At 67.7% G+C, this 19312-nt stretch carries 19 protein-coding genes; 3 read left to right on the plus strand and 16 right to left on the minus strand.

Going from position 1 to position 19312, the window contains the following annotated elements:
- Window positions 1-32: 32 nt before the first annotated feature.
- From HWW87_RS29895 to flhD, 11 genes are all read right to left on the minus strand, one after another.
- Complete coding sequence (locus HWW87_RS29895; RefSeq protein WP_175823324.1) at window positions 33-1124, minus strand: chemotaxis response regulator protein-glutamate methylesterase; 1092 nt, start codon at window positions 1122-1124, stop codon at window positions 33-35.
- Window positions 1121-1870, minus strand: a complete 750-nt coding sequence (gene cheD / locus HWW87_RS29900; protein ID WP_175823325.1) for a chemoreceptor glutamine deamidase CheD — start codon at window positions 1868-1870, stop codon at window positions 1121-1123. Before cheD ends, HWW87_RS29895 begins: the two co-directional genes overlap by 4 nt.
- Window positions 1867-2871 (minus strand): CheR family methyltransferase, encoded by a 1005-nt coding sequence (locus tag HWW87_RS29905; RefSeq protein WP_175823326.1) that lies wholly within the window; start codon window positions 2869-2871, stop codon window positions 1867-1869. Before HWW87_RS29905 ends, cheD begins: the two co-directional genes overlap by 4 nt.
- Window positions 2872-2874: 3 nt before the next feature.
- Window positions 2875-4842 carry a methyl-accepting chemotaxis protein gene (locus HWW87_RS29910; protein ID WP_175823327.1) on the minus strand — a complete coding sequence of 656 codons (1968 nt, stop codon included), beginning with the start codon at window positions 4840-4842 and terminating at the stop codon, window positions 2875-2877.
- 37 nt (window positions 4843-4879) lie between these two features.
- Window positions 4880-5398, minus strand: a complete 519-nt coding sequence (gene cheW / locus HWW87_RS29915; RefSeq protein WP_050016005.1) for a chemotaxis protein CheW — start codon at window positions 5396-5398, stop codon at window positions 4880-4882.
- 48 nt (window positions 5399-5446) lie between these two features.
- Window positions 5447-7723 carry a chemotaxis protein CheA gene (gene cheA / locus HWW87_RS29920; RefSeq protein ID WP_175823328.1) on the minus strand — a complete coding sequence of 759 codons (2277 nt, stop codon included), beginning with the start codon at window positions 7721-7723 and terminating at the stop codon, window positions 5447-5449.
- A gap of 33 nt (window positions 7724-7756) precedes the next feature.
- Entirely contained in the window at window positions 7757-8134 is a 378-nt protein-coding gene (locus HWW87_RS29925) for a response regulator (protein ID WP_006477352.1), read from the minus strand.
- 16 nt (window positions 8135-8150) lie between these two features.
- Window positions 8151-9170: a flagellar motor protein MotB gene (gene motB / locus HWW87_RS29930; RefSeq protein ID WP_175823329.1), complete on the minus strand. Its 1020-nt coding sequence runs from the start codon at window positions 9168-9170 to the stop codon at window positions 8151-8153.
- Between the two features lie 13 nt (window positions 9171-9183).
- Window positions 9184-10044, minus strand: a complete 861-nt coding sequence (gene motA / locus HWW87_RS29935) for a flagellar motor stator protein MotA (RefSeq protein WP_034209583.1) — start codon at window positions 10042-10044, stop codon at window positions 9184-9186.
- A 180-nt stretch (window positions 10045-10224) separates the two neighbouring features.
- Window positions 10225-10779 carry a flagellar transcriptional regulator FlhC gene (flhC, locus tag HWW87_RS29940; RefSeq protein ID WP_057930165.1) on the minus strand — a complete coding sequence of 185 codons (555 nt, stop codon included), beginning with the start codon at window positions 10777-10779 and terminating at the stop codon, window positions 10225-10227.
- Between the two features lie 92 nt (window positions 10780-10871).
- A complete protein-coding gene (flhD, locus tag HWW87_RS29945; protein WP_011350590.1) occupies window positions 10872-11192 on the minus strand; it encodes a flagellar transcriptional regulator FlhD in 321 nt (106 codons plus the stop codon).
- 666 nt (window positions 11193-11858) lie between these two features.
- Here flhD and HWW87_RS29950 point away from each other — a divergent pair.
- Window positions 11859-12923 (plus strand): glycosyltransferase family 4 protein, encoded by a 1065-nt coding sequence (locus tag HWW87_RS29950; RefSeq protein WP_174429810.1) that lies wholly within the window; start codon window positions 11859-11861, stop codon window positions 12921-12923.
- Window positions 12924-13036: 113 nt separating this feature from the next.
- Here HWW87_RS29950 and HWW87_RS29955 read toward each other — a convergent pair whose 3' ends face one another.
- Complete coding sequence (locus tag HWW87_RS29955; protein ID WP_006489320.1) at window positions 13037-13333, minus strand: H-NS histone family protein; 297 nt, start codon at window positions 13331-13333, stop codon at window positions 13037-13039.
- 303 nt (window positions 13334-13636) lie between these two features.
- Between HWW87_RS29955 and aqpZ the strand changes: the two genes are divergently transcribed.
- Complete coding sequence (gene aqpZ / locus HWW87_RS29960) at window positions 13637-14380, plus strand: aquaporin Z (protein ID WP_174389168.1); 744 nt, start codon at window positions 13637-13639, stop codon at window positions 14378-14380.
- 132 nt (window positions 14381-14512) lie between these two features.
- Here aqpZ and HWW87_RS29965 read toward each other — a convergent pair whose 3' ends face one another.
- Together HWW87_RS29965 and HWW87_RS29970 are read right to left on the minus strand one after the other, a co-directional pair.
- Window positions 14513-15337: a Cof-type HAD-IIB family hydrolase gene (locus HWW87_RS29965; RefSeq protein ID WP_175823330.1), complete on the minus strand. Its 825-nt coding sequence runs from the start codon at window positions 15335-15337 to the stop codon at window positions 14513-14515.
- A gap of 139 nt (window positions 15338-15476) precedes the next feature.
- The gene (locus tag HWW87_RS29970; protein WP_175823331.1) at window positions 15477-16358 is read right to left on the minus strand and encodes a BadF/BadG/BcrA/BcrD ATPase family protein; all 882 of its coding nucleotides are present in this window, start codon (window positions 16356-16358) and stop codon (window positions 15477-15479) included.
- A 142-nt stretch (window positions 16359-16500) separates the two neighbouring features.
- Here HWW87_RS29970 and HWW87_RS29975 point away from each other — a divergent pair, with 142 nt between their 5' ends.
- On the plus strand, window positions 16501-17103 hold the full coding sequence (locus HWW87_RS29975; RefSeq protein ID WP_175823332.1) for a DNA-3-methyladenine glycosylase I: 603 nt from the start codon (window positions 16501-16503) through the stop codon (window positions 17101-17103).
- Window positions 17104-17195: 92 nt separating this feature from the next.
- On the opposite strand, the gene HWW87_RS29980 is transcribed toward HWW87_RS29975, so the two are convergent.
- Complete coding sequence (locus HWW87_RS29980) at window positions 17196-18431, minus strand: PepSY-associated TM helix domain-containing protein (protein WP_175823333.1); 1236 nt, start codon at window positions 18429-18431, stop codon at window positions 17196-17198.
- A 478-nt stretch (window positions 18432-18909) separates the two neighbouring features.
- Window positions 18910-19122, minus strand: a complete 213-nt coding sequence (gene rpsU, locus HWW87_RS29985; RefSeq protein WP_006401410.1) for a 30S ribosomal protein S21 — start codon at window positions 19120-19122, stop codon at window positions 18910-18912.
- Window positions 19123-19312: the final 190 nt, after the last annotated feature.

Genomic DNA, 19312 nt, shown 5'->3' on the forward strand with positions numbered 1-19312 from the left:
CGTATCGTGGCACGCGCCCCGTGACATTCCATTCACACGCGCTGCACGCGGTCGCCCATCGTCGCCAGGCGCGCCATCACGCGGCGGCTCATCTCGGCGAGCGGCGCGATCTCGTCCGCGCCGCCGAGCGCGATCGCCTCGCGCGGCATCCCGAACACGATGCAGCTCGCTTCGTCCTGCGCGAACGTGTGGGCGCCCGCGCGTTTCATTTCCAGCAGGCCGGCCGCGCCGTCGCGCCCCATCCCGGTGAGGATCACGCCGATCGCGTTCTTGCCCGCGTGCGTCGCCGCCGAGCGGAACAGCACGTCGACCGACGGGCGGTGCCGGTTCACCGGCGGCTCGTCCGACAGTTGCGCAATATAGTTCGCGCCGCTTCTCGCGAGCAACAGGTGCGCGTGGCCCGGCGCGATGTACGCATGGCCCGGCAGCACGCGTTCGCCGTGCTCGGCTTCCTTCACCGCGATCCGGCACAGGCCGTTCAGCCGCTGCGCGAACGACTTCGTGAAGCCGGGCGGCATGTGCTGCGCGATCAGCACGGCCGGCGCATCCGGCGGCAGCGGCGTCAGCACTTCGCGGATCGCCTCGGTGCCGCCCGTCGACGCGCCGATGATGATCAGCTTCTCGGTACTGACGAGCGGGTTGTTGATCATCGGCGCGGCCGCGGCGCTGTCCGCCGTGCGGGCGGCGGCCTGCGGCTGCGGCGCCTGGCGCACGCGCGCGCGCGACGCCGCGCGGATCTTGTCGGCGAGCTTTTCCGCGTAGTCGAGCATCCCGTCGCGAATCCCGACGCGCGGCTTCGTGACGAAATCCACCGCGCCAAGTTCGAGCGCGCGCAGCGTGATTTCCGAGCCGCGCTCGGTCAGCGACGACACCATCACGACCGGCATCGGCCGCAGGCGCATCAGCTTCTCGAGGAAGTCGAGCCCGTCCATGCGCGGCATTTCGACGTCGAGCGTGAGCACGTCGGGGTTGTGCTGCTTGATGAGATCGCGCGCGACGAGCGGATCGGGCGCGGTCGCGCACACCGTCATGTCGGGCTGGCTGTTGATGATCTCGGTCATCAGGCTGCGGATCAGCGCCGAATCGTCGACGCACAACACTTTGATCTTCTGCACTGCGGTCATGCCTCCTGCTTTCTTGATAGGGTCGCCGTCCGCACGCCGCCGGCACCGGCCGCGCCGCTGCTGCCGGCTGGCGCGGCGCCGCGCGCGCCGAACAGCTCGATGCGCGGACGCGCCGGTTGCGGCGCGGCAGGCCGCTTCGCGGCGAACAGCTCGACGTGCGCGCGCGTGCGCGCGGCGCGGGCGCGATCGGCCTCGCGCGCGAGCGCGGCTTCGCGCTCGGTCACGCCCGGCACCTGCAGCCGCAGCTTCTTCACCATCGCGCGCCCGCTGTGCGGCATGAACGCGACCTTGCGCGGATGCACGCCCTGCAGGTCTTCCGCGGTGATGCGGATGCGCTCGAGCGCGAGATAGCGGCGCACGAAATCCGCGTTGCGATCGCCGATGTTGATCGTCGTCATCCCGGCCAGCACGGCCGCGCCGCCGAACACCTTCGCCTCGAAGCGCTCGCGGCGCCCGCCGGCCTTGATCAGCTCGTTGATCAGCACTTCCATCGCATACGCGCCGTAGCGCATCGATTCCGACGCGGCCGCGCCCGGATCGGCGCCGTCGTCCGGCAGCATGAAGTGGTTCATCCCGCCGATGCCCGCGTACGGGTCGTGCAGGCACGCGGCGACGCACGAGCCGAGCACGGTCATCAGCACCATGTCCTCGGACGTCGTGTAGAACTCGTTCGGCAACAGCTTCACGCCGGGGCGCTCGAAGTGGTTGTCGAAGTAGCGATTGGTCGCGATCGGCAGTGCGCTCATCCGCGCTCTCCATAGGCGGGCGCGCCGCCCGCGGCCCGCGCACGCACGGGCGACGGCATCGCGGCCGCCGCACTCGCCGCCGCACTCGCCGGCGCGCCGCGCGGCCGCGCGCCCTGCGCGGCGTCGCGCGTCAGTTCGTACACCGTCTGCCCGCGCAGCCGGAACGCCTGCGACACATACGTGAAGTTCTCCGAATGGCCGGCGAACAGCAGCCCGCCCGGCTTCACGAGCGGCTCGAAACGCGACAGCACCTGCCCTTGCGTCGGCTTGTCGAAATAGATCATCACGTTGCGGCAGAAGATCGCGTCGAACGGCTTCGCGATCCCGTAGTCCGCATCGGTCAGGTTCAGTTGCTCGAAACGGATCATCGCGCGCAGCTCGGGGCGCACCTTCACGCGGCCGGCCTGCGCGCCCGTGCCCTTCAGGAAGAAGCGCTTCAGCCGCTCCGGCGACAGGTGCTTGACCTGGTCGTACGTGTAGATGCCGGCTTCCGCCTTCGCGAGCACCTGCGTGTCGAGATCGGTCGCGAGGATCGACGCGCTGCGCGCAGCCGTTTCGCCGAGCGCCTCGATCAGCGTGATCGCGATCGAGTACGGCTCCTCGCCGGTCGACGCCGCCGAGCACCAGACCGATACCGGCGCCGGCCGCGATTTCACGAACTCCGACAGGATCGGGAAATGGTGCGACTCGCGGAAAAACGCGGTCAGGTTGGTCGTCAGCGCGTTGATGAACGCTTCCCACTCGAGCGGATCGTCTTCCTGCTCGAGCAGGTCGAGATAGTCGCGGAACGTGTCGAGGCCGCGCGCCCGCAGCCGTCGCGCGAGACGGCTGTAGGCCATGTCGCGCTTGTGCTCGGACAGCGAGATGCCCGCGCGTTGGTGGATCAGCGCGCGGATGCGCGCGAAATCCGCGCCGGTGAACGCGAAGTCGCGCCCCGGCTCGCCCGCGCGAGGCGAGGCATCCGGTGCATCGGGTCGAAACGGCGCGCGCGCGTGCGACATGGTTTAGAAGGTCTCCCAGTCGTCGTCGGACGCGCCGGCGGCCGCCAGCGCCGGCTTCTCGCCGTTCAGCGCCGGACGCACGAGCGCGGGCTTCGCGGCCGGCTTGTCCGCCGGTGCGGCCGTTTTCGCGAGACGCGGGCCGTAGCCGCCTGCAGCGGTGCCGCCACGGGAAGCCGGTGCCTCCTTCTGCGTACGCGCGGCGGCATCGGCCGCACGCTTCGGTTCGGGGGCCGCAACTGAGGAACCCGCGGCAGCCGCGCGCGATGCCGGCGCGGCGCGCCGTGCCGCCGGTTGCGCCGCAGCCTGCGGCGCCGGCAGCGCGGCGACCGGCGCATCGTGGCGCGACGCCGACGGCAGCGCCGCCGGTTCATGCGCGACCGGCCGCGCGACGCTGCGCGCCGGCGCGAGCGCGATGCCGCCCGCGACGCGCCAGCCCGACACGATCGCCTTCATCTGGCGCGTCTGCTCCTCGAGCGACGCGGCCGCGGCGGCCGCCTGCTCGACGAGCGCCGCGTTCTGCTGCGTGACCGCGTCCATCTGGCCGACCGCGCGGTTGACCTGCTCGATGCCGGTCGACTGCTCGTCGGACGCCGCGCTGATCTCGCCCATGATGTCGGTCACGCGGCGCACGGCCTGCACGATCTCGTCCATCGTCGAGCCGGCGCGCGCGACGAGCGCCGAGCCGCTGTCGACCTTTTCGGCCGAATCGCCGATCAACTGCTTGATTTCCTTCGCGGCGCTCGCGCTGCGCTGCGCGAGCGAGCGCACCTCGCCCGCGACCACCGCGAAGCCGCGGCCCTGCTCGCCGGCGCGCGCCGCTTCGACGGCCGCGTTCAGCGCGAGGATGTTGGTCTGGAACGCGATGCCTTCGATCGTGCCGATGATGTCGACGACCTTGCCCGAGCTCGCCGCGATGTCCTGCATCGTCGACACGACCTGGCCGACCACGTCGCCGCCCTGCGTCGCGATGTCCGACGCGTTCACCGCGAGCTGGCTCGCCTGCCGCGCGTTCTCCGCGTTCTGCCGCACGGTGCCCGTCAGCTGCTCCATGCTCGACGCGGTTTCCTGCAGCGACGCGGCCTGCTCCTCGGTGCGCTGCGACAGGTCGATGTTGCCGGTCGCGATCTCGCGCGCGCCGACGTCGATCGACTCGGTGCCGCGATGCACGGCCTGCACCATCGTCGTGACGGCGTCCTGCATCCGCTTGATGCCGCCGAACAGGCGGCCGATCTCGTTGGTGCTGAACACGCTCACCGGCTGCGTGAGATCGCCGCCGGCGATGCGCTCGAAGTGCGTGATCGCGTCCTCGATCGGCTTGACGATCAGCCCGCGCAGCACGAAGCGGATCGCGATCACGACGACGAACGCGATCGCGATGCCGGCCGCGATCAGCGCGACCATCATCGAGATCTGCGACTGCGTCGCGGCCTGACGTTCTTCCGCGCGCTTCTGCAGCGCGGCGATCACGGCCGACGCCGTCTGGTCGAACGCGACGAACATCGGGCTGATCTTCGTGTCGGCAATCGCGTGGTACCCGGCCATGTCGCCCGCGCGCGCCGCGGCAAATTCCGGCTCGACGCCTTCCTTCACGATCGTCGTGTACCGTGCGGTGAGCTCGTCGAGCAGCGCCTGCTCGACGCCGAGCTTCGGCGTCGACTGGAACGCCTGCCAGTTCTGGTTCGACTTCGCATACAGCTCCTGCGCGCGGTCGAGCACCTTCGCCGCGTCGGCCGCATTGCCGGCTTCGGTCAGCGTACGGAAGCGATCGAGCGCCACGCGCGAGCGCAGCAGCTGCGCGGCCGTGTCGTCGAGCGTGTGGATCGCCGGCAGGTCGACGTGCGCGATCTCGTCGAGCGAACGGCTCGCCTGATTCAGCGCATAGAGGCCGAGCCCGCCGACCGCGGCGGTCAGGCACACGAGGATGAGTCCGACCGCCGTGAGCGTCGTGCGGATCGACCAGTTATGCAACATTGCAGATTCTCCCGAAATTACTGCGCGCGCGGCGCGCTTACCCGCCGAGCGTCTCGATCAGCGCCATTTCACGACTCGACATCAGCTTCTCGATGTCCATCAGGATCAGCATCCGGCCGTCGACCGTGCCGAGGCCGGTCAGGTACTCGGTCGTCAGCGTCGCGCCGAATTCCGGCGCCGGCATGATCTGGTCGGTCTGCAGCGTCAGCACGTCCGACACGCCGTCGACCACCATCCCGACCACGCGGTTCGACACGTTCAGGATGATCACGACGGTCTGGTGGTCGTACTCGACGCGGCCGAGGTGGAACTTGATCCGCATGTCGACGATCGGCACGATGATCCCGCGCAGGTTGATCACACCCTTGATGAACTCGGGCGCGTTCGCGATGCGCGTGACGCTGTCGTAGCCGCGGATTTCCTGCACCTTCAGGATGTCGATCCCGTATTCCTCGTCGCCGAGCGTGAACACGAGGAATTCCTGGCCCGTCGCATCGCCGTGTTCGGCGTCGCGGCGGCTGGTCGCCGCCGCGTTCGCCGCGGCCGTATTGATCATTTGGACTTCAGCAGACACGTTTGCCCCCAATCGGTTGAATGGCGAGAGTCAGAAGACGGCGAGCTCGGCGCCGGCTCGGGCGCCGTGCATCGCACGGGTTTCGCGGTTCAGCGCCGCGACGTCGACGATCAGTGCGACGCTGCCGTCGCCGAGGATGGTCGCCGCCGAGATGCCGTGCACCTTGCGGTAGTTGGTTTCGAGGTTCTTCACGACCACCTGCTGCTGGCCGACCAGCTCGTCGATCAGCATCGCGAAGCGGCGCCCCTCGGTTTCCATGATCGTGACGATCCCCTGCGTCGGGTCGGTGCGCGCGTCCTCGACCGAGAACACCTCGTGCAGCGCGACCAGCGGCAGGTATTCGCCACGCACGCGCACCACGCGCTCGCCGTTGCCGACCGTGTAGATGTCGTCGTTCGACGGCTGCAGCGACTCCATCACGAAGTTCAGCGGCAGGATGAAGATCTCGCTGCCGACCTTGACCGACATCCCGTCGAGGATCGCGAGCGTGAGCGGCAGCACGATCCGCGTGGTCGTGCCGCGGCCGGCCAGCGACGTGATCTCGACGTGGCCGCCCATCGACTGGATGTTGCGCTTCACGACGTCCATCCCGACGCCGCGGCCCGACACGTCGGTCACCGTCTCGGCGGTCGAGAAGCCCGGCGCGAAGATCAGCTGCCACACTTCGTCGTCGCTGATGTTCTCGGAGATCTGCATGCCCTGTTTCGCGGCCTTCGCGAGGATCCGCTCGCGGTTCAGGCCCGCGCCGTCGTCGCTCACCTCGATCACGATGTTGCCGCCGTGATGCGCGGCCGACAGCACGAGCTGGCCGACCGCGTCCTTGCCGGCGGCGACGCGCCGGTCGACGGTTTCGATCCCGTGGTCGAGGCTGTTGCGCACCAGGTGCGTGAGCGGATCGATGATCCGTTCGATCAGGCTCTTGTCGAGTTCGGTCGCCTGGCCGAACGTGACCAGTTCGACCTGCTTGCCAAGCTTGCCGGCGAGGTCGCGCACGAGCCGCGGGAAGCGGCTGAACACGTAGTCCATCGGCATCATGCGGATCGACATCACCGCTTCCTGCAGGTCGCGCGCGTTGCGCTCGAGCTGCGCCATCCCGTTGAACAGGCGGTCGTGCAGCGCCGGATCGAACGCGGTCGCCGTTTCGGCCAGCATTGCCTGCGTGATCACCAGTTCGCCGACGAGGTTGATCAGCTGGTCGACCTTCTCGACGCCGACGCGGATCGAGCTGCCTTCGGCACCGGCCGCGGCCGCGGCGGCCGGGCGGGCGCGCTTGTCGTCGTGGTGCGCGGCGGCCGGCGCCGCGGGTTCGGCGGGTTGCGGTTGAGCGTGTTGTTGCGGCTGCGGCTGCGCTGCGGCCGCAGGCGGCTCGGCCGGGGCCGGGGCCGGTGCCGGAGCAGCCGGCTGCGGTGCGGCTGCCTGCGGCGTGAACACCTCGACGCGCGCGGGCTGCGCGGCGGCGGCCGGTTCAGCCGGTTCGGCAACCACGGCGACGTCCTGCGCGACGGCCGGTGCCGCCTGCGCGGCCGGCGCCGTGCCGTGCGCGACGCGGATCTGGCTTTCGTCGATCACGAAACAGCACACCGCGACGATATCGTCGGACGGCACGTCCGATTCGACCCACAGCGACAGGTCGGCGCCCGCTGCCTCGCGACCGACGATCCGGCCGAGGTTGCCGAGTTCTTCGGTGAGCAGCGCCTGGTCCTTCGCGTCGACGCCGACCAGCGTGATCTTCAGGTGCGGGCCGCCGGCGTCGGCGTCAGCCGCCGGATGCGCGGCCGCGACGGCCTGCTCGACCACATGGTCGGGCGCACGGTCGTCGCCGACGGCGGGCTCGGCGGCCGGCGCCACAGCGGCGGCAACCAGCGCGGCCGGCGTAGGCGCGGCCGGCGCAGGCTCGGCTGCGGCAGCAGGCGCACCGCTTTCCGCCTTCAGCCGTTCGAGCTTCGCGCAGATCGTTGCGGCGGCGGCCGCGTCCGGTTCGGCGCTCGCACGATAGTCGACGAGCTGGTCGGACAACACGTCCTTGGTTTCCAGGAACGCGTCGACCATGTCCTTGGTCAGCGTCAGCTCATGGTTGCGGGCGCGGTCGAGCAGCGATTCGAGGATGTGCGTCGTATCGGTCAGCGCGGAAAAGCCGAACGTCGCCGCGCCGCCCTTGATCGAATGCGCGGCGCGGAAGATCGCCGCCAGATCCTCGGGATCGGGCGAATCGACGTCGAGATTCAGCAGCAGCTGCTCCATCTGCGCGAGCAGCTCGTCCGCTTCGTCGAAAAAGGTCTGGTAGAACTGAGTGATGTCGAGAGTCATGCCCGGTCACCGGTTGAATTCATCGCGTTCATGTCAGGAGGCAGCCGGCTCGGACAGCGTCGCGACCAGCTCGACCAGCACGCCCGGGTCGATCGGTTTTTCGATCCAGCCGGTCGCGCCCGCGTCGCGTGCGGCGTCCTTGAACGCATCGCTGCCTTCGGTCGTCAGGACGAGGATCGGCGTGTCCGCGTACGCGGTCAGCTTGCGCAGCGCGGCGATCACCTCGAGCCCGCTCTTGCGCGGCATGTTCTGGTCGGTCAGGACCAGGTCGTACGGCGCCGTCGCCGCCATGTCGAAGCCGGCTTCGCCGTCCGGCGCCACCGTCACGTCGTAGCCGGCCTGTGCAAGCGTGGCCTGCAGCAGCGCACGCATGGTCGCGGAGTCGTCGATGGCGAGAATGGTTCGGATCATGTCTGTCTCGGAAACGTCAGGGTTTCGGCGCCACGGCGACGGCGCTCGCCACGACCGGACGCACCGCCGGGGTCGGGCCGCCGAGCTGCTGCGCGAGCAGCTTCGAACCGGCCGCGTCGGCGGACAGCGTCGTCGTCGTCGCGTCGTCGCGCATCAGCGCTTCTTCGGATTTGCGATTCAGCACGATCACGCTGATCCGGCGGTTTTCCGGATCGAGCGGATCGGCCTTGTTCAGGTTCTGCGTCGACGCGAGGCCCAGCACGCGCAGCACTTTCGCCTCGTCCATGCCACCGGAGATCAGCTCGCGGCGCGACGCGTTCGCGCGATCGGCCGACAGCTCCCAGTTGCTGTAGCCGCCCTCGCCGCCCGCGTACGGCACGGCGTCGGTGTGGCCCTGGACGATGATCCGGTTCGGCACGTCGTTCAGCGTCTTGCCGATCTCGCGCAGGATGTCGCGCATGTACGGCTCGACGTGGTCGCTCGACATCGCGAACATCGGCCGCTTCTGCGTATCGACGATCTCGATGCGCAGCCCCATCAGCGTCGAATCGATGCGGATCTGCTGCTTGAACTGGCGCAGCGTCGGATTCGCCTCGATCGCGGCCATCAGCTTGATCTGCAGGTCGTGCAGGCGCGTCTGCTCGAGCCGGTCCTGCGCGCCCTGCGCCTGCGACCGGGAATTCTGGTCGCCCGCCTTCGCGACGCGCTCGGCGAGCGACGTCGTGCCGTCGGTGCGGCGCAGCGTGCCCGCGTCGACGCTCGACAGGTCGCGGCCGCCGCCGTTGATGATGCTCGCGTCCTGCGAGCTGCGGTCGCCGCTGCCGAGAATCGCGGCCTTCAGCGGCATGTTGAAGTACTCGGCGATCCCCTTCAGCTGCACCGGCGTGACCGAACTCAGCAGCCACATCAGCAGGAAGAACGCCATCATCGCGGTCATGAAGTCCGCGTACGCGAGCTTCCATGCGCCGCCGTGGTGGCCCTTCTTCGCCGGGGCCACCCGCTTGACGACGATTGCGCGATCCTTGCTCTTGCTCATCGGTTGCTCCGCGTCACTTCGCCTTCACGCGGCGGACATGTTCTTCGAGCTCGGAGAACGACGGCCGCTCGGTCGAGAACAGCACCTTGCGGCCGAACTCGACCGCGATCGCCGGCGCATAGCCGTTCAGCGTCGCGAGGATCGTCACCTTGATGCACTGGAACATCTTGGTCGATTCGGCCACGCGCTGCTCCGCGAGGCTCGCGAGCGGCCCGATCAGCCCGTACGACAGCAGGATCCCGAGGAACGTGCCGACCAGCGCCTGCGCGATCATCGCGCCGAGCACCGCGGGCGGCTTGTCCGCCGACGCCATCGTGTGCACGACGCCCATCACGGCCGCGACGATGCCGAACGCCGGCATCGCGTCGCCGACGCGCATCAGCGCGTGCGCCGGGCCTTCGCCTTCCGCGTGGTGCGTCTCGATCTCCTCGTCCATCAGGCTTTCGATCTCGAACGCGTTCATGTTGCCGCCCACCATCAGGCGCAGGTAGTCGGTCAGGAATTCGACGATGTGGTGATCGGCGAGAATCTTCGGGTATTGCGTGAAGATCGGGCTCTTTTGCGGATCGTCGATGTCGGCCTCGAGCGTCAGCGTGCCTTCCTTGCGTGCCTTCGCGAGCAGCACGTAAAGAAGCGCCATCAGCTCCATATAGACGTCCTTCGTGTATTTCGAGCCCTTGAAGAGCGTCGGCAGCACGCGCAGCGTGGCCTTGATGGTCTTGCCGCCGTTGCCGAGGATGAACGCACCGACGCCGGCGCCCACGATCATCAGGATCTCGACCGGCTGGATCAAGGCGCCCAGATGCCCGCCTGCCAGCGCATAACCGCCGAAGACGGACAACAGCGTCACGAGTGTTCCCACGATAATCAGCACTGCCTGTCCCTCACGAAAGACCGGCGGGGAGACCGCCGTTAAACAGGTTTACGGCAGTCGGCAGGAAAACTTTCGCGGCCGCCCGGCGGCGGCCCGACGGTGTTTACCAGCAGTGCGCGGACGATTCGCGCGGCCCGCGGGCGTCGCTCGCGCCCCGTCCGGCCCTGCACGGTCCGGCGCTCAGGCCGCGGCGGCAGCCAGTTCGGCGCGCGCGGCGGCGGCCTTGCGGGTCTTGCCGGCGCGCGACGGCGGCTGGCAGAGGCCGCACACGAAACCTTGATGCGGATCATGCGCATGCGCGACGAAGTGGCCGCCGCAGCGCGTGCACGGGGTCGTCTGCAGCATCCCCGAATCGAAGAAACGCACCAGCGTCCATGCCCGCGTGAGGCTCAGCGCGGCCTCGTCGCCGGACAGGTTCACGTGCTCCAGATAAAGCCGGTACGCCTTCACGATCGACTGGATCGGCTCGCAGCGGCCGTGGTCCTGCATGAACCGGTAGATGTTGTAGAACAGCGACGAGTGGATGTTCGGCTGCCACGTCATGAACCAGTCGGTCGAGAACGGCAGCATCCCCTTCGGCGGCGACACGCCCTTCAATTCCTTGTACAGCTTGATCAGACGGTCCCGCGACAGGCTCGTCTCCGCCTCCAGCAGCTGCAGCCGGGCGCCCAGTTCGATCAGTTCGATAGCGAGGGTGATTTCCTTCACCTCGATCACGACGCTTTTGCTTGCCATGGTGATAACCGTCCGCTTGACGTTGTTCGAATGAATGGCCAATACGCTGCCGGCCGGCGCGGCACGCCGGGACAGACGCAAGGCGGGATGGATCAGCGGACGCCTTCGACCTGCTGCCCGGCCATCAGGATGGCCGAGTGGGCGTGCGCGACGACATCGCTGCGGCCCTTGTCGGCGAGCGACGACAGCAGCGCGTGATCATCGAAGCGGAAGCGGCACAGCATCTGGTTCGACGCGGCCAGCTTCACGGTCTGGGCGAGCGTGAGGTTGGCGAGCACGTCGGCGAGTTCCTGGGAAATGCCCATGCGGAACATGCCCATCGCCTTGTCTTCCCGCAGCAGTCGCTGCGCGAGGAGGAGGTACGACAGGTTGACCTCTTTGATCTCACTGAGCATTTCGCTGGTAGCGCTCATGATTCCCCCGTTAAAAAGCTTTGCTTTGGCCATTCATGTTATGAAAACGTTTGCTCGATCAGCGCGCACCGGGCGCTCAGTCGGCTCGTTTATAGTCTTACAGGGCGAATTTTGGCCAAACGGGATTTATGTCGGTATCAGCGAAGTGGCGTATGCCGTGCAGGATTTGTCTGTAAACCGTGTAGGAATTTTTCCGACAAGGCGAATTGAAAGGGACGGTCGGAAAAACGGGTTGCAACGCGAATTCGGTTGCGAGGAGCCCGATGGCCGCTGCGCGCGTGGCGGAACGGCTTGCCGGCAAGGCTGCCGACAATCGGATCGGTAAAAATTATAGTGCTTTTTCACGATAGCGCAACAATAGTTGTGGCTATCTCGATTCACGATTCCGCGCCCTTTTTCTCGGGGTTTTCGCGTATTTCATCGTGTAACAAGCCTTAAGTGTTTGAAAAAACACTCGAACCCCGCAGGGCGATATCGATAATGGACTCCAATGGGCGGCGGCGCGAGCCGTGCCGGCCCGCCCCGCAGCTTGCCGTCCGGCGCCCCGCGCACCCCGCCCAGGGCCCGGCCACGTACCGCGAACCGCGTGCGTCGGCAAGTTCCGCAACCTTGTACGGGGTCCGCATCGACGCCGTCGCGCCGTCGGATCGACACAGGAGAACACCCATGCGAATTGCCCAGATCGCGCCGCTTTACGAAGCCGTCCCGCCGAAACTCTACGGCGGTACCGAGCGTGTCGTGTCCTACCTCACCGAGGCGCTCGTCGAACTCGGCCACGACGTGACGCTGTTCGCCAGTGGCGACTCCGTCACGTCGGCCCGTCTCGAGGCGGCGTGGCCGCGCGCGCTGCGACTCGATCCGTCGGTCCGCGATTCGATGGCGCCCCATATGCGGCTCCTCGAGCAGGTCGCCCGGGTCGCGCACGAATTCGACGTGCTGCATTTCCACCTCGACTACCTGCCGTTCCCGCTGATGTCGCGCCTCGACACGCCGTACGTGACGACGCTGCACGGCCGCCTCGACCTGCCGGAGCTGCAGCCGGTGTTCGACGCGTTCCCGGATTCGCCGGTCGTGTCGATCTCGAACAACCAGCGCAAGCCGCTGCCGCAGGCCGCGTGGGCCGGCACCGTGTACCACGGGCTGCCCGACACGCTGCTCACGCCGCAGCCGGACGTGAAGCCCGAATATCTCGCGTTCCTCGGTCGGATCTGTCCCGAAAAGCGTGTCGACACCGCGATCCGGATCGCCGCGCAAAGCGGACTGCCGCTGAAGATCGCCGCGAAGGTCGACAAGGCCGACGCCGACTACTTCAAGGAAGTGATCGAGCCGTTGCTCGACCAGGCGCATGTCGAATTCATCGGCGAGATCAACGAAGCGCAAAAGCCCGCGTTCCTGTCCGGCGCGAAGGCGCTGCTGTTCCCGATCGACTGGCCGGAGCCGTTCGGCCTGGTGATGATCGAGGCGATGGCCTGCGGCACGCCGGTCGTCGCGTTCAACCGCGGCTCGGTGCCGGAAGTGATCGAGGACGGCGTGACCGGCTTCATCGTCGAAGACGTGCAGGGCGCGGTCGGCGCGCTGCACCGGATCGACAGCCTGTCGCGCACCGCGATCCGCGAACGTTTCGACACGCGTTTCAGCTCGAAGGCAATGGCGCGGCGTTACGTCGAAACTTACGAATCGCTTTGCGCGGCAACCAAGCAACCGGCATTGCGCCGGGTCGCGGGCGCCTGACACGGAAATCCGCACGGAAAATATTCCGGAAAATCCGCGCCGAAATCGGCGCGCAAAACATGCAAAACAAAAGAGCCGCATCGTCGATGCGGCTCTTTCTATTTGGCTTTCGGTCACTCGATCAGGAAACGATCGCGGTTTTTGCCGACGATCCAATTCGGCGGCTTGCCGCGCCCGCTCCAGGTTGCACCCGACTTCGGATCGCGGTATTTCGGCGGCAGCGGCGCCTTCTTCGGCGGACGCCCGCGCCGTGCCCGCTCCGCGAAGCCCAGGTCCTGGGCCGTCAGGCCATATTCGGCAATCATTCGCTGGACATCGGCGATCACCGCTGCCACTTCCTGGCGGCGCACGTCGTCCGCCTGGGCCTGCAGATCGGCGATCTGCGCCTTGAGTTTCGCGTATTGAGACATTTTTTCGACTCCCCTTTTCGATGATGCGGCCCCGGCGAATCCGGCCGGGACACCAACATCCGTTTACGTCATCCGCACTGCCGCCCTGCCCTTCGAAATAAGTGCTGCCATCTTTAACCGAATCGCCTATATCGAGAATGCGGACTTATTCTAATAAAAGGCATTCGTCAGCCATTCAAATTTAACAATCGTTTACCCTCCCGGGCCCGATTCATTTCCTATAATCCAGACCAATTCCCGGTGGCGCAATAAATTCGCTGCGTCGTCCGGGGTCTCCAATCGACTTGAACGAGGTCTCCTTAGATGAATCTTTCTCAGCGTCTCGCTGCAGAGGTATTCGGCACGTTCTGGCTGGTGCTCGGCGGGTGCGGAAGCGCCGTGCTGGCCGCCGCCTTTCCGGGCCTCGGCATCGGCTTTGCCGGCGTCGCACTCGCCTTCGGCCTGACCGTGCTGACGATGGCATTCGCAATCGGCCACATCTCGGGTTGCCACCTGAATCCGGCGGTGAGCGTCGGCCTGACGGTCGCCGGCCGCTTCCCGGCACGCGATCTCGCACCGTACGTCGTCGCGCAGGTCGTCGGCGCCACGCTCGGCGCATTCGTGCTGTACCTGATCGCCACCGGCAAGCCGGGTTTCGACCTCGTCGGCAGCGGCTTTGCGACGAACGGCTTCGGCGACCGCTCGCCCGGCCACTACTCGCTCGCCGCATCGTTCATCTGCGAAGTCGTGATGACGGGCTTCTTCCTGTTCGTGATCCTTGGCGCGACCGACAAGCGCGGTGTGCCGGCCGGCTTCGCGCCGATCGCGATCGGCCTGTGCCTGACGCTGATTCACCTGATCTCGATTCCGGTCACCAACACGTCGGTGAACCCGGCGCGCTCGACCGGCCCGGCGCTGTTCGTCGGCGGCGACGCGATCGGCCAGCTCTGGCTGTTCTGGGTCGCGCCGCTGATCGGCGCGGTGCTCGCAGGGATCATTTACCCGCTGGTCGCCGGGCGTGACGACGCCGTCGACCTGCTGCCCGCATCCGCTCGCACAAGCGAATAAAACACTACGGGGTCAAGCGAGCAGAGCAGCGAGCCTCACGCTGTCGAAGAACATCGAGGCAGGTAATTTCGACGGGCGCCCCTGGCGCCCGTTTTTCATTTCCGCATGGGAACCGCGCCCCGGGACGGGCGCTCAGGACGCGACGACGTCGCCTTCGAGCGAGAACAGCGTGCGCAGGTGACGGGCGACGCCCGCGTCGAAGTTGTTGCCGATCCGCGGGATGTGCGGCAGCCGCGCCACCAGGTCAGGGTTCGCGTTGTTCATCATGAATGCATGACCGGCGGTTTCGAGCAGGTCGATGTCGTTCATGTTGTCGCCGAACGCGATGCAGTGGCCGGTGTCGATGCCGAGCCGCGCGAGCACCGTGCGCAGCGCGCGCCCCTTCGACACGTTCGCGGTCATCACTTCGAGGCAGTCGGGCAGCGAGTACGTGACGTACAGCGTATCGCCGAACTGCACGCGCATCTGCTCCGCGACGACCGCCAGATCGGCCGGCTCGCCGATATACAGCACCTTCGCGATAGCCGCGCCGTCGTGCGCGGTCATGTCGATCACGTCGTAGCGGAAGCCCGAATCCTGGTGGAATTCGAGCAGGTGCGGCGCTTCGCGGTCGATCAGCCAGCCGTCGTTGGTGAACAGGTTGACGATCACGCGACCGTGCGCGCCGACGACTTCCGGCTGCACGAGGCTGCGAACGACCGCTGCGTCGATGTCCTGCGCGTGGATCGTCGTGTCGTCCGGCGCATGCACGCGCGCGCCGTTCGACGTGATCAGGTACGGCCGGATGCCGAGGACATCGCGAATGCCGGCGACGTCCGCATAGTGGCGCCCCGTGGCGATCACGAACTGCACGCCGTCGCGGTCGAGCCGGCGAACGGTGTCGATCGTGTACGGGTCGAGCTGGTGGTCGCTGTTCAGCAGCGTACCGTCGAGATCGGTGGCGATGACTTTGTACATGAGACGGGAGAGGGGCGCTCGGGGCACGAAGGAAGCGTCATTTTAACGTCGTGCCCAGTAGCGCGCCGCGCGGTTGCCGGCCGGGCGCCGCCGGAGGTGCTGCTGCGGCGCGGCATCCACCGCGCGCGCCCCGCTCAGCCTAGCCGCCCTTCGCCGCCCGCAGCGCCTGCAGCGCGAGCCGCAGCGCGCCATGCGCCGAATCGTCGAGCGGCGCGCGCAGCCGTGCGACATGCCGTGCCGGCACGGCCGGCGCGAGCGCGTCCGCCAGCCCGCCGCACAGCGCAACCGGCAGCGCCTGCTGCGGATCGAGCGCGTCGATCATCTTGCCGATCTCGTCGCCGGCCTGCGCGATCAGCGCGCTCGCAACCGGATGCGCGCGGTGCGCGAACACGATCGGCGCGAGACGCGCGTAGATCGTCTGGTTCGCGTCGCACGACCACTGGACGAGCGCGTCGCGATCCTGCGCGCCCGTTTCCGCGAGCAGTGCCGTGGCGAACGCGTCGCGCGGCACGCGGCCGTCGAGCGCCTGCTGCGCATAGGCGAGCGCGCGCACGCCGAGCCACGCGCCGCTCGCCTCGTCGCCGGACGGAAAGCCGAAGCCGCCCGCGATCCGGCACGCGCCGGCCGCGTCGAGCGCCGCCGCGATGCTGCCGGTGCCGAGCGCGACGATGAGCCCCGGCGCGCCGCCGTGCGCGCCGACGACGGTCGTGTACGCGTCGCTCTCGATCGCGAGCGCGCCGAGCGGCGCCTGCGCGCGGAATGCGGCGAGCCACGCCGCGTTGTTGACGCCGGCGAGCCCGCAGCCGAGCGCGCACTGCGACCAGTCGAACGCGAGACCGGCCTGCGTGAATGCGTCCGCGCAGGCCGCGCCGATCGACGCCCATGCGCGCTCGATACCGAGACCGAGCCCCGACGGGCCGCCGCGCCCCTGCGCCAGCTCGCGCCCGTGCCGGTCGGCCAGCACCGCGCGCGTGCCCGTGCCGCCGCCGTCGATGCCGATCGCAAAAAGTAGTGCCGCCATGCCTTCATCCCGCTGATTCGAACAGGCGCCAAGCTTAACCGGATCGGCGCCGCGCGCCCATCTGCCGTTCGGCCGGCTATCCCGCGAAAAGGGCTTCCGCTATGCTGGCGCGATCGAATCGACACTGAAAACGAGGCAGACGATGTCGCAGCGGTGCAACTGGGTGAAAACGGAAGCGGACGCTCACTATCACGATACCGAGTGGGGCGTGCCGTCGCACGACGATCGCCACCTGTTCGAAATGCTGATCCTGGAAGGCGCACAGGCCGGGCTGTCGTGGTCGACGATCCTGAACAAGCGCGCGGGCTATCGCGAAGCGTTCGCCGATTTCGACGTCGATGCCGTCGCGCGCTTCACGCCCAAGCGCATCGAGAAATTGCTGGAGAACCCGGGCATCGTGCGCAACCGCGCGAAGGTCGAATCGGCGGTGACCAACGCGCGCGCGGTGCAGCGCATCCGCGAAGAGCATGGGTCGCTCGCAGCGTTCCTGTGGTCGTTCGTCGGTGACACCCCGGTCCAGAATGCGTGGCAGTCGTACCGCAACGCGCCCGCGTCGACCGAGCAGTCCGACGCGCTCAGCAAGGCGCTGAAGGCGTACGGCTGCAAGTTCGTCGGCTCGACGATCTGCTATGCGCTGATGCAGGCGACCGGCATGGTCAACGATCACGAAGCCGGCTGCCCTTGCCACGCGCAATGCGCGGCGCTCGGCGGCAAACAGCCGGCACGCCGGCGCAAGGCAGGCTGATGGCGCCGGCGCCAGGCGTGGCGGCGGTGCCGCGCCGCTGACCCGCGGCGGTTGCACCGTCCGCTTGCCGCTTGTTACTTGCCGCTTGGCCCTTACCGCGCGGCGCGCGACGACGCCGGCACGACCGGCCGCGCGCTCCGCGCAGCCCGCATGCGTGCGCTGCGCTTCTTCACCCAGATGCAGACGCCCGTCACGCTGAGCATCGCGATCACGATGCCGAGCACGCTCACGGCGACGCGTCCGGCGACACCGGCGATCCGCCCCGAGTGCAGCGGAAACTGCGCCTGCATGAACAGGTCGCCGGCCGAACCGCGGCCCGGCACCTGCGCCGCGACGGGCTTGCCGGTCACCGCATTCCAGTACAGCCACGCATTGCCGAGCCCGACGTCGCCATGGTCGTTGCCCGGCGTGAAGAACCCGACCGCATAGGCGTTCATCGCCGGCGCGAACAGCAGCGCACCCGGCGGCGCGGCGATCCCCGCGTCGCGGCCGGCCGAGCGCGCGATCTCGACGATCCGCTCGCGCGGCAGCACCTGGCTGCCCGACGGGGCCGGCGGGAAATGTTCGGGATTCGTGTACGGCGTTTCGGCGAGCGGCGACACCAGCGAGACCAGCGGGCGCACGACGGGAACGGCAAGGTTCATCGAGATCGACGTGATCGCAACGACGAGCAGCAGCCCCCACACCCACACGCCACCCGAGCGGTGCAGGTCGAACACGAGCGGATAGCCGCCGCGCCGCACGCGGAACGCGAACGACTTGCGCCAGCTTTTCAGGTTCGGAAACGCGAGCACGAGCGCGATCAGGCTGTCGATCGCCCACACGATGCCGACGACGCCCATCACCCAGAACCCGAAGTTGATCCCGCCGTACACGGGCAGGAACAGCGAGTAGTGCAGCCGGTAGATGAACGGCATCAGGTCGAGCCGCGCGAGCGACGGCGCGCCCCATTCGCGACGGCCCTGCACCGCGCCGGTCGCGGGATCGACGGCGATCTGGCTGAAACCGAGTGCGTACGGCTGGCCGGTTGCCGGATCGGTACGCGGCATCACGCCCGCCTGCAGCGTGTGCCCCGGTTCGACCGCGAGCGGCAGATAGGTCACCTGCACGCGCGGATCGGCGGCCTCGATGCGCGCCGCGAGTTCGAGCGGCGCAAGCGGCGCCGCGCCGCTGCGCGCGGTATAGAAATCCGGGTTCAGCGCCGCGTCGAGCTCGTGGTCCCACGCAATCAGCGCGCCGGTGAGCCCCGCGACGAACAGGAACAGCGCGATGGCGAGCCCGAACCAGCGGTGCAGGCGCACGAGAAACGGTCGCAGGAACGCGTTCATCGCGTGCGCAGCGAACGGAAGGCGGGCCGGCACGAGCGGCGGCCCCGATTCGACGGAATGCGGTTCATTTGATGTCGGGCGCCGCGCAACGGTCGTCCGGCCAGGTCAGGCGAGGCCGGATGCGCTAGTGCGCGGCATGGAATGGTTGCGCGGTCGGCGGGTTTTGACACGATGCGCGACATTTTAAATCAATGCGAATGATTCTTACTTGCATTTTTGCTCATTCGCCATGACCGCCGGCCTCGCCCGTCCTTCTGTCCGTCCACGCCACGTGACCGCCGCCCTCGCCTACTTGCCGCCCCGCTCGCGCATGCGGACGATTCGCCCGCGCACCGCACACTGCCCGCCGCCGGCCTCGGCAGTCGGCGGAACAAACCCGCCCAACACCCCAGGATTTTCCCGGCCCGCAAAAGCAAAACGGCGGAGCGGCCTCTTTCGAGGCACACTCCGCCGTTTCGCGGCGAACCGTCAGATGCTCTTAGTGGAGCTTCTTCGGCAGCATCTGGCTGCGCAGACGCTTGTGCAGGCGCTTGACGGCTGCTGCCTTCTTGCGCTTGCGGACTGCGGTCGGCTTTTCGTAAGACTGGCGCTCACGCAGTTCAGCGATCAGGCCATTTTTTTCGATAGCGCGACGAAAGCGGCGAATCGCCACTTCGAACGGCTCGTTTTCTTTCAGAAGAATCGTCGTCATGTCGTTCCTAAATTGCTTAAACGGTCAAAAACGTAGCGGCCAAGCGCCACGCACCGGCCATCCGAGCGTCCCCCACAACAGGCGAAACGAGCGGAAATACGGCCTCGGAGGCCGGAAAAGAGAGGCGGAAAGCACCGCGAGTACGCTTCACAACCGCGTGCAGCGCCGCGTTTGACTGCCAGCAGACATG

The organism is Burkholderia sp. BCC0419 (assembly GCF_902830285.1).
Classification (GTDB): Bacteria; Pseudomonadota; Gammaproteobacteria; order Burkholderiales; family Burkholderiaceae; genus Burkholderia.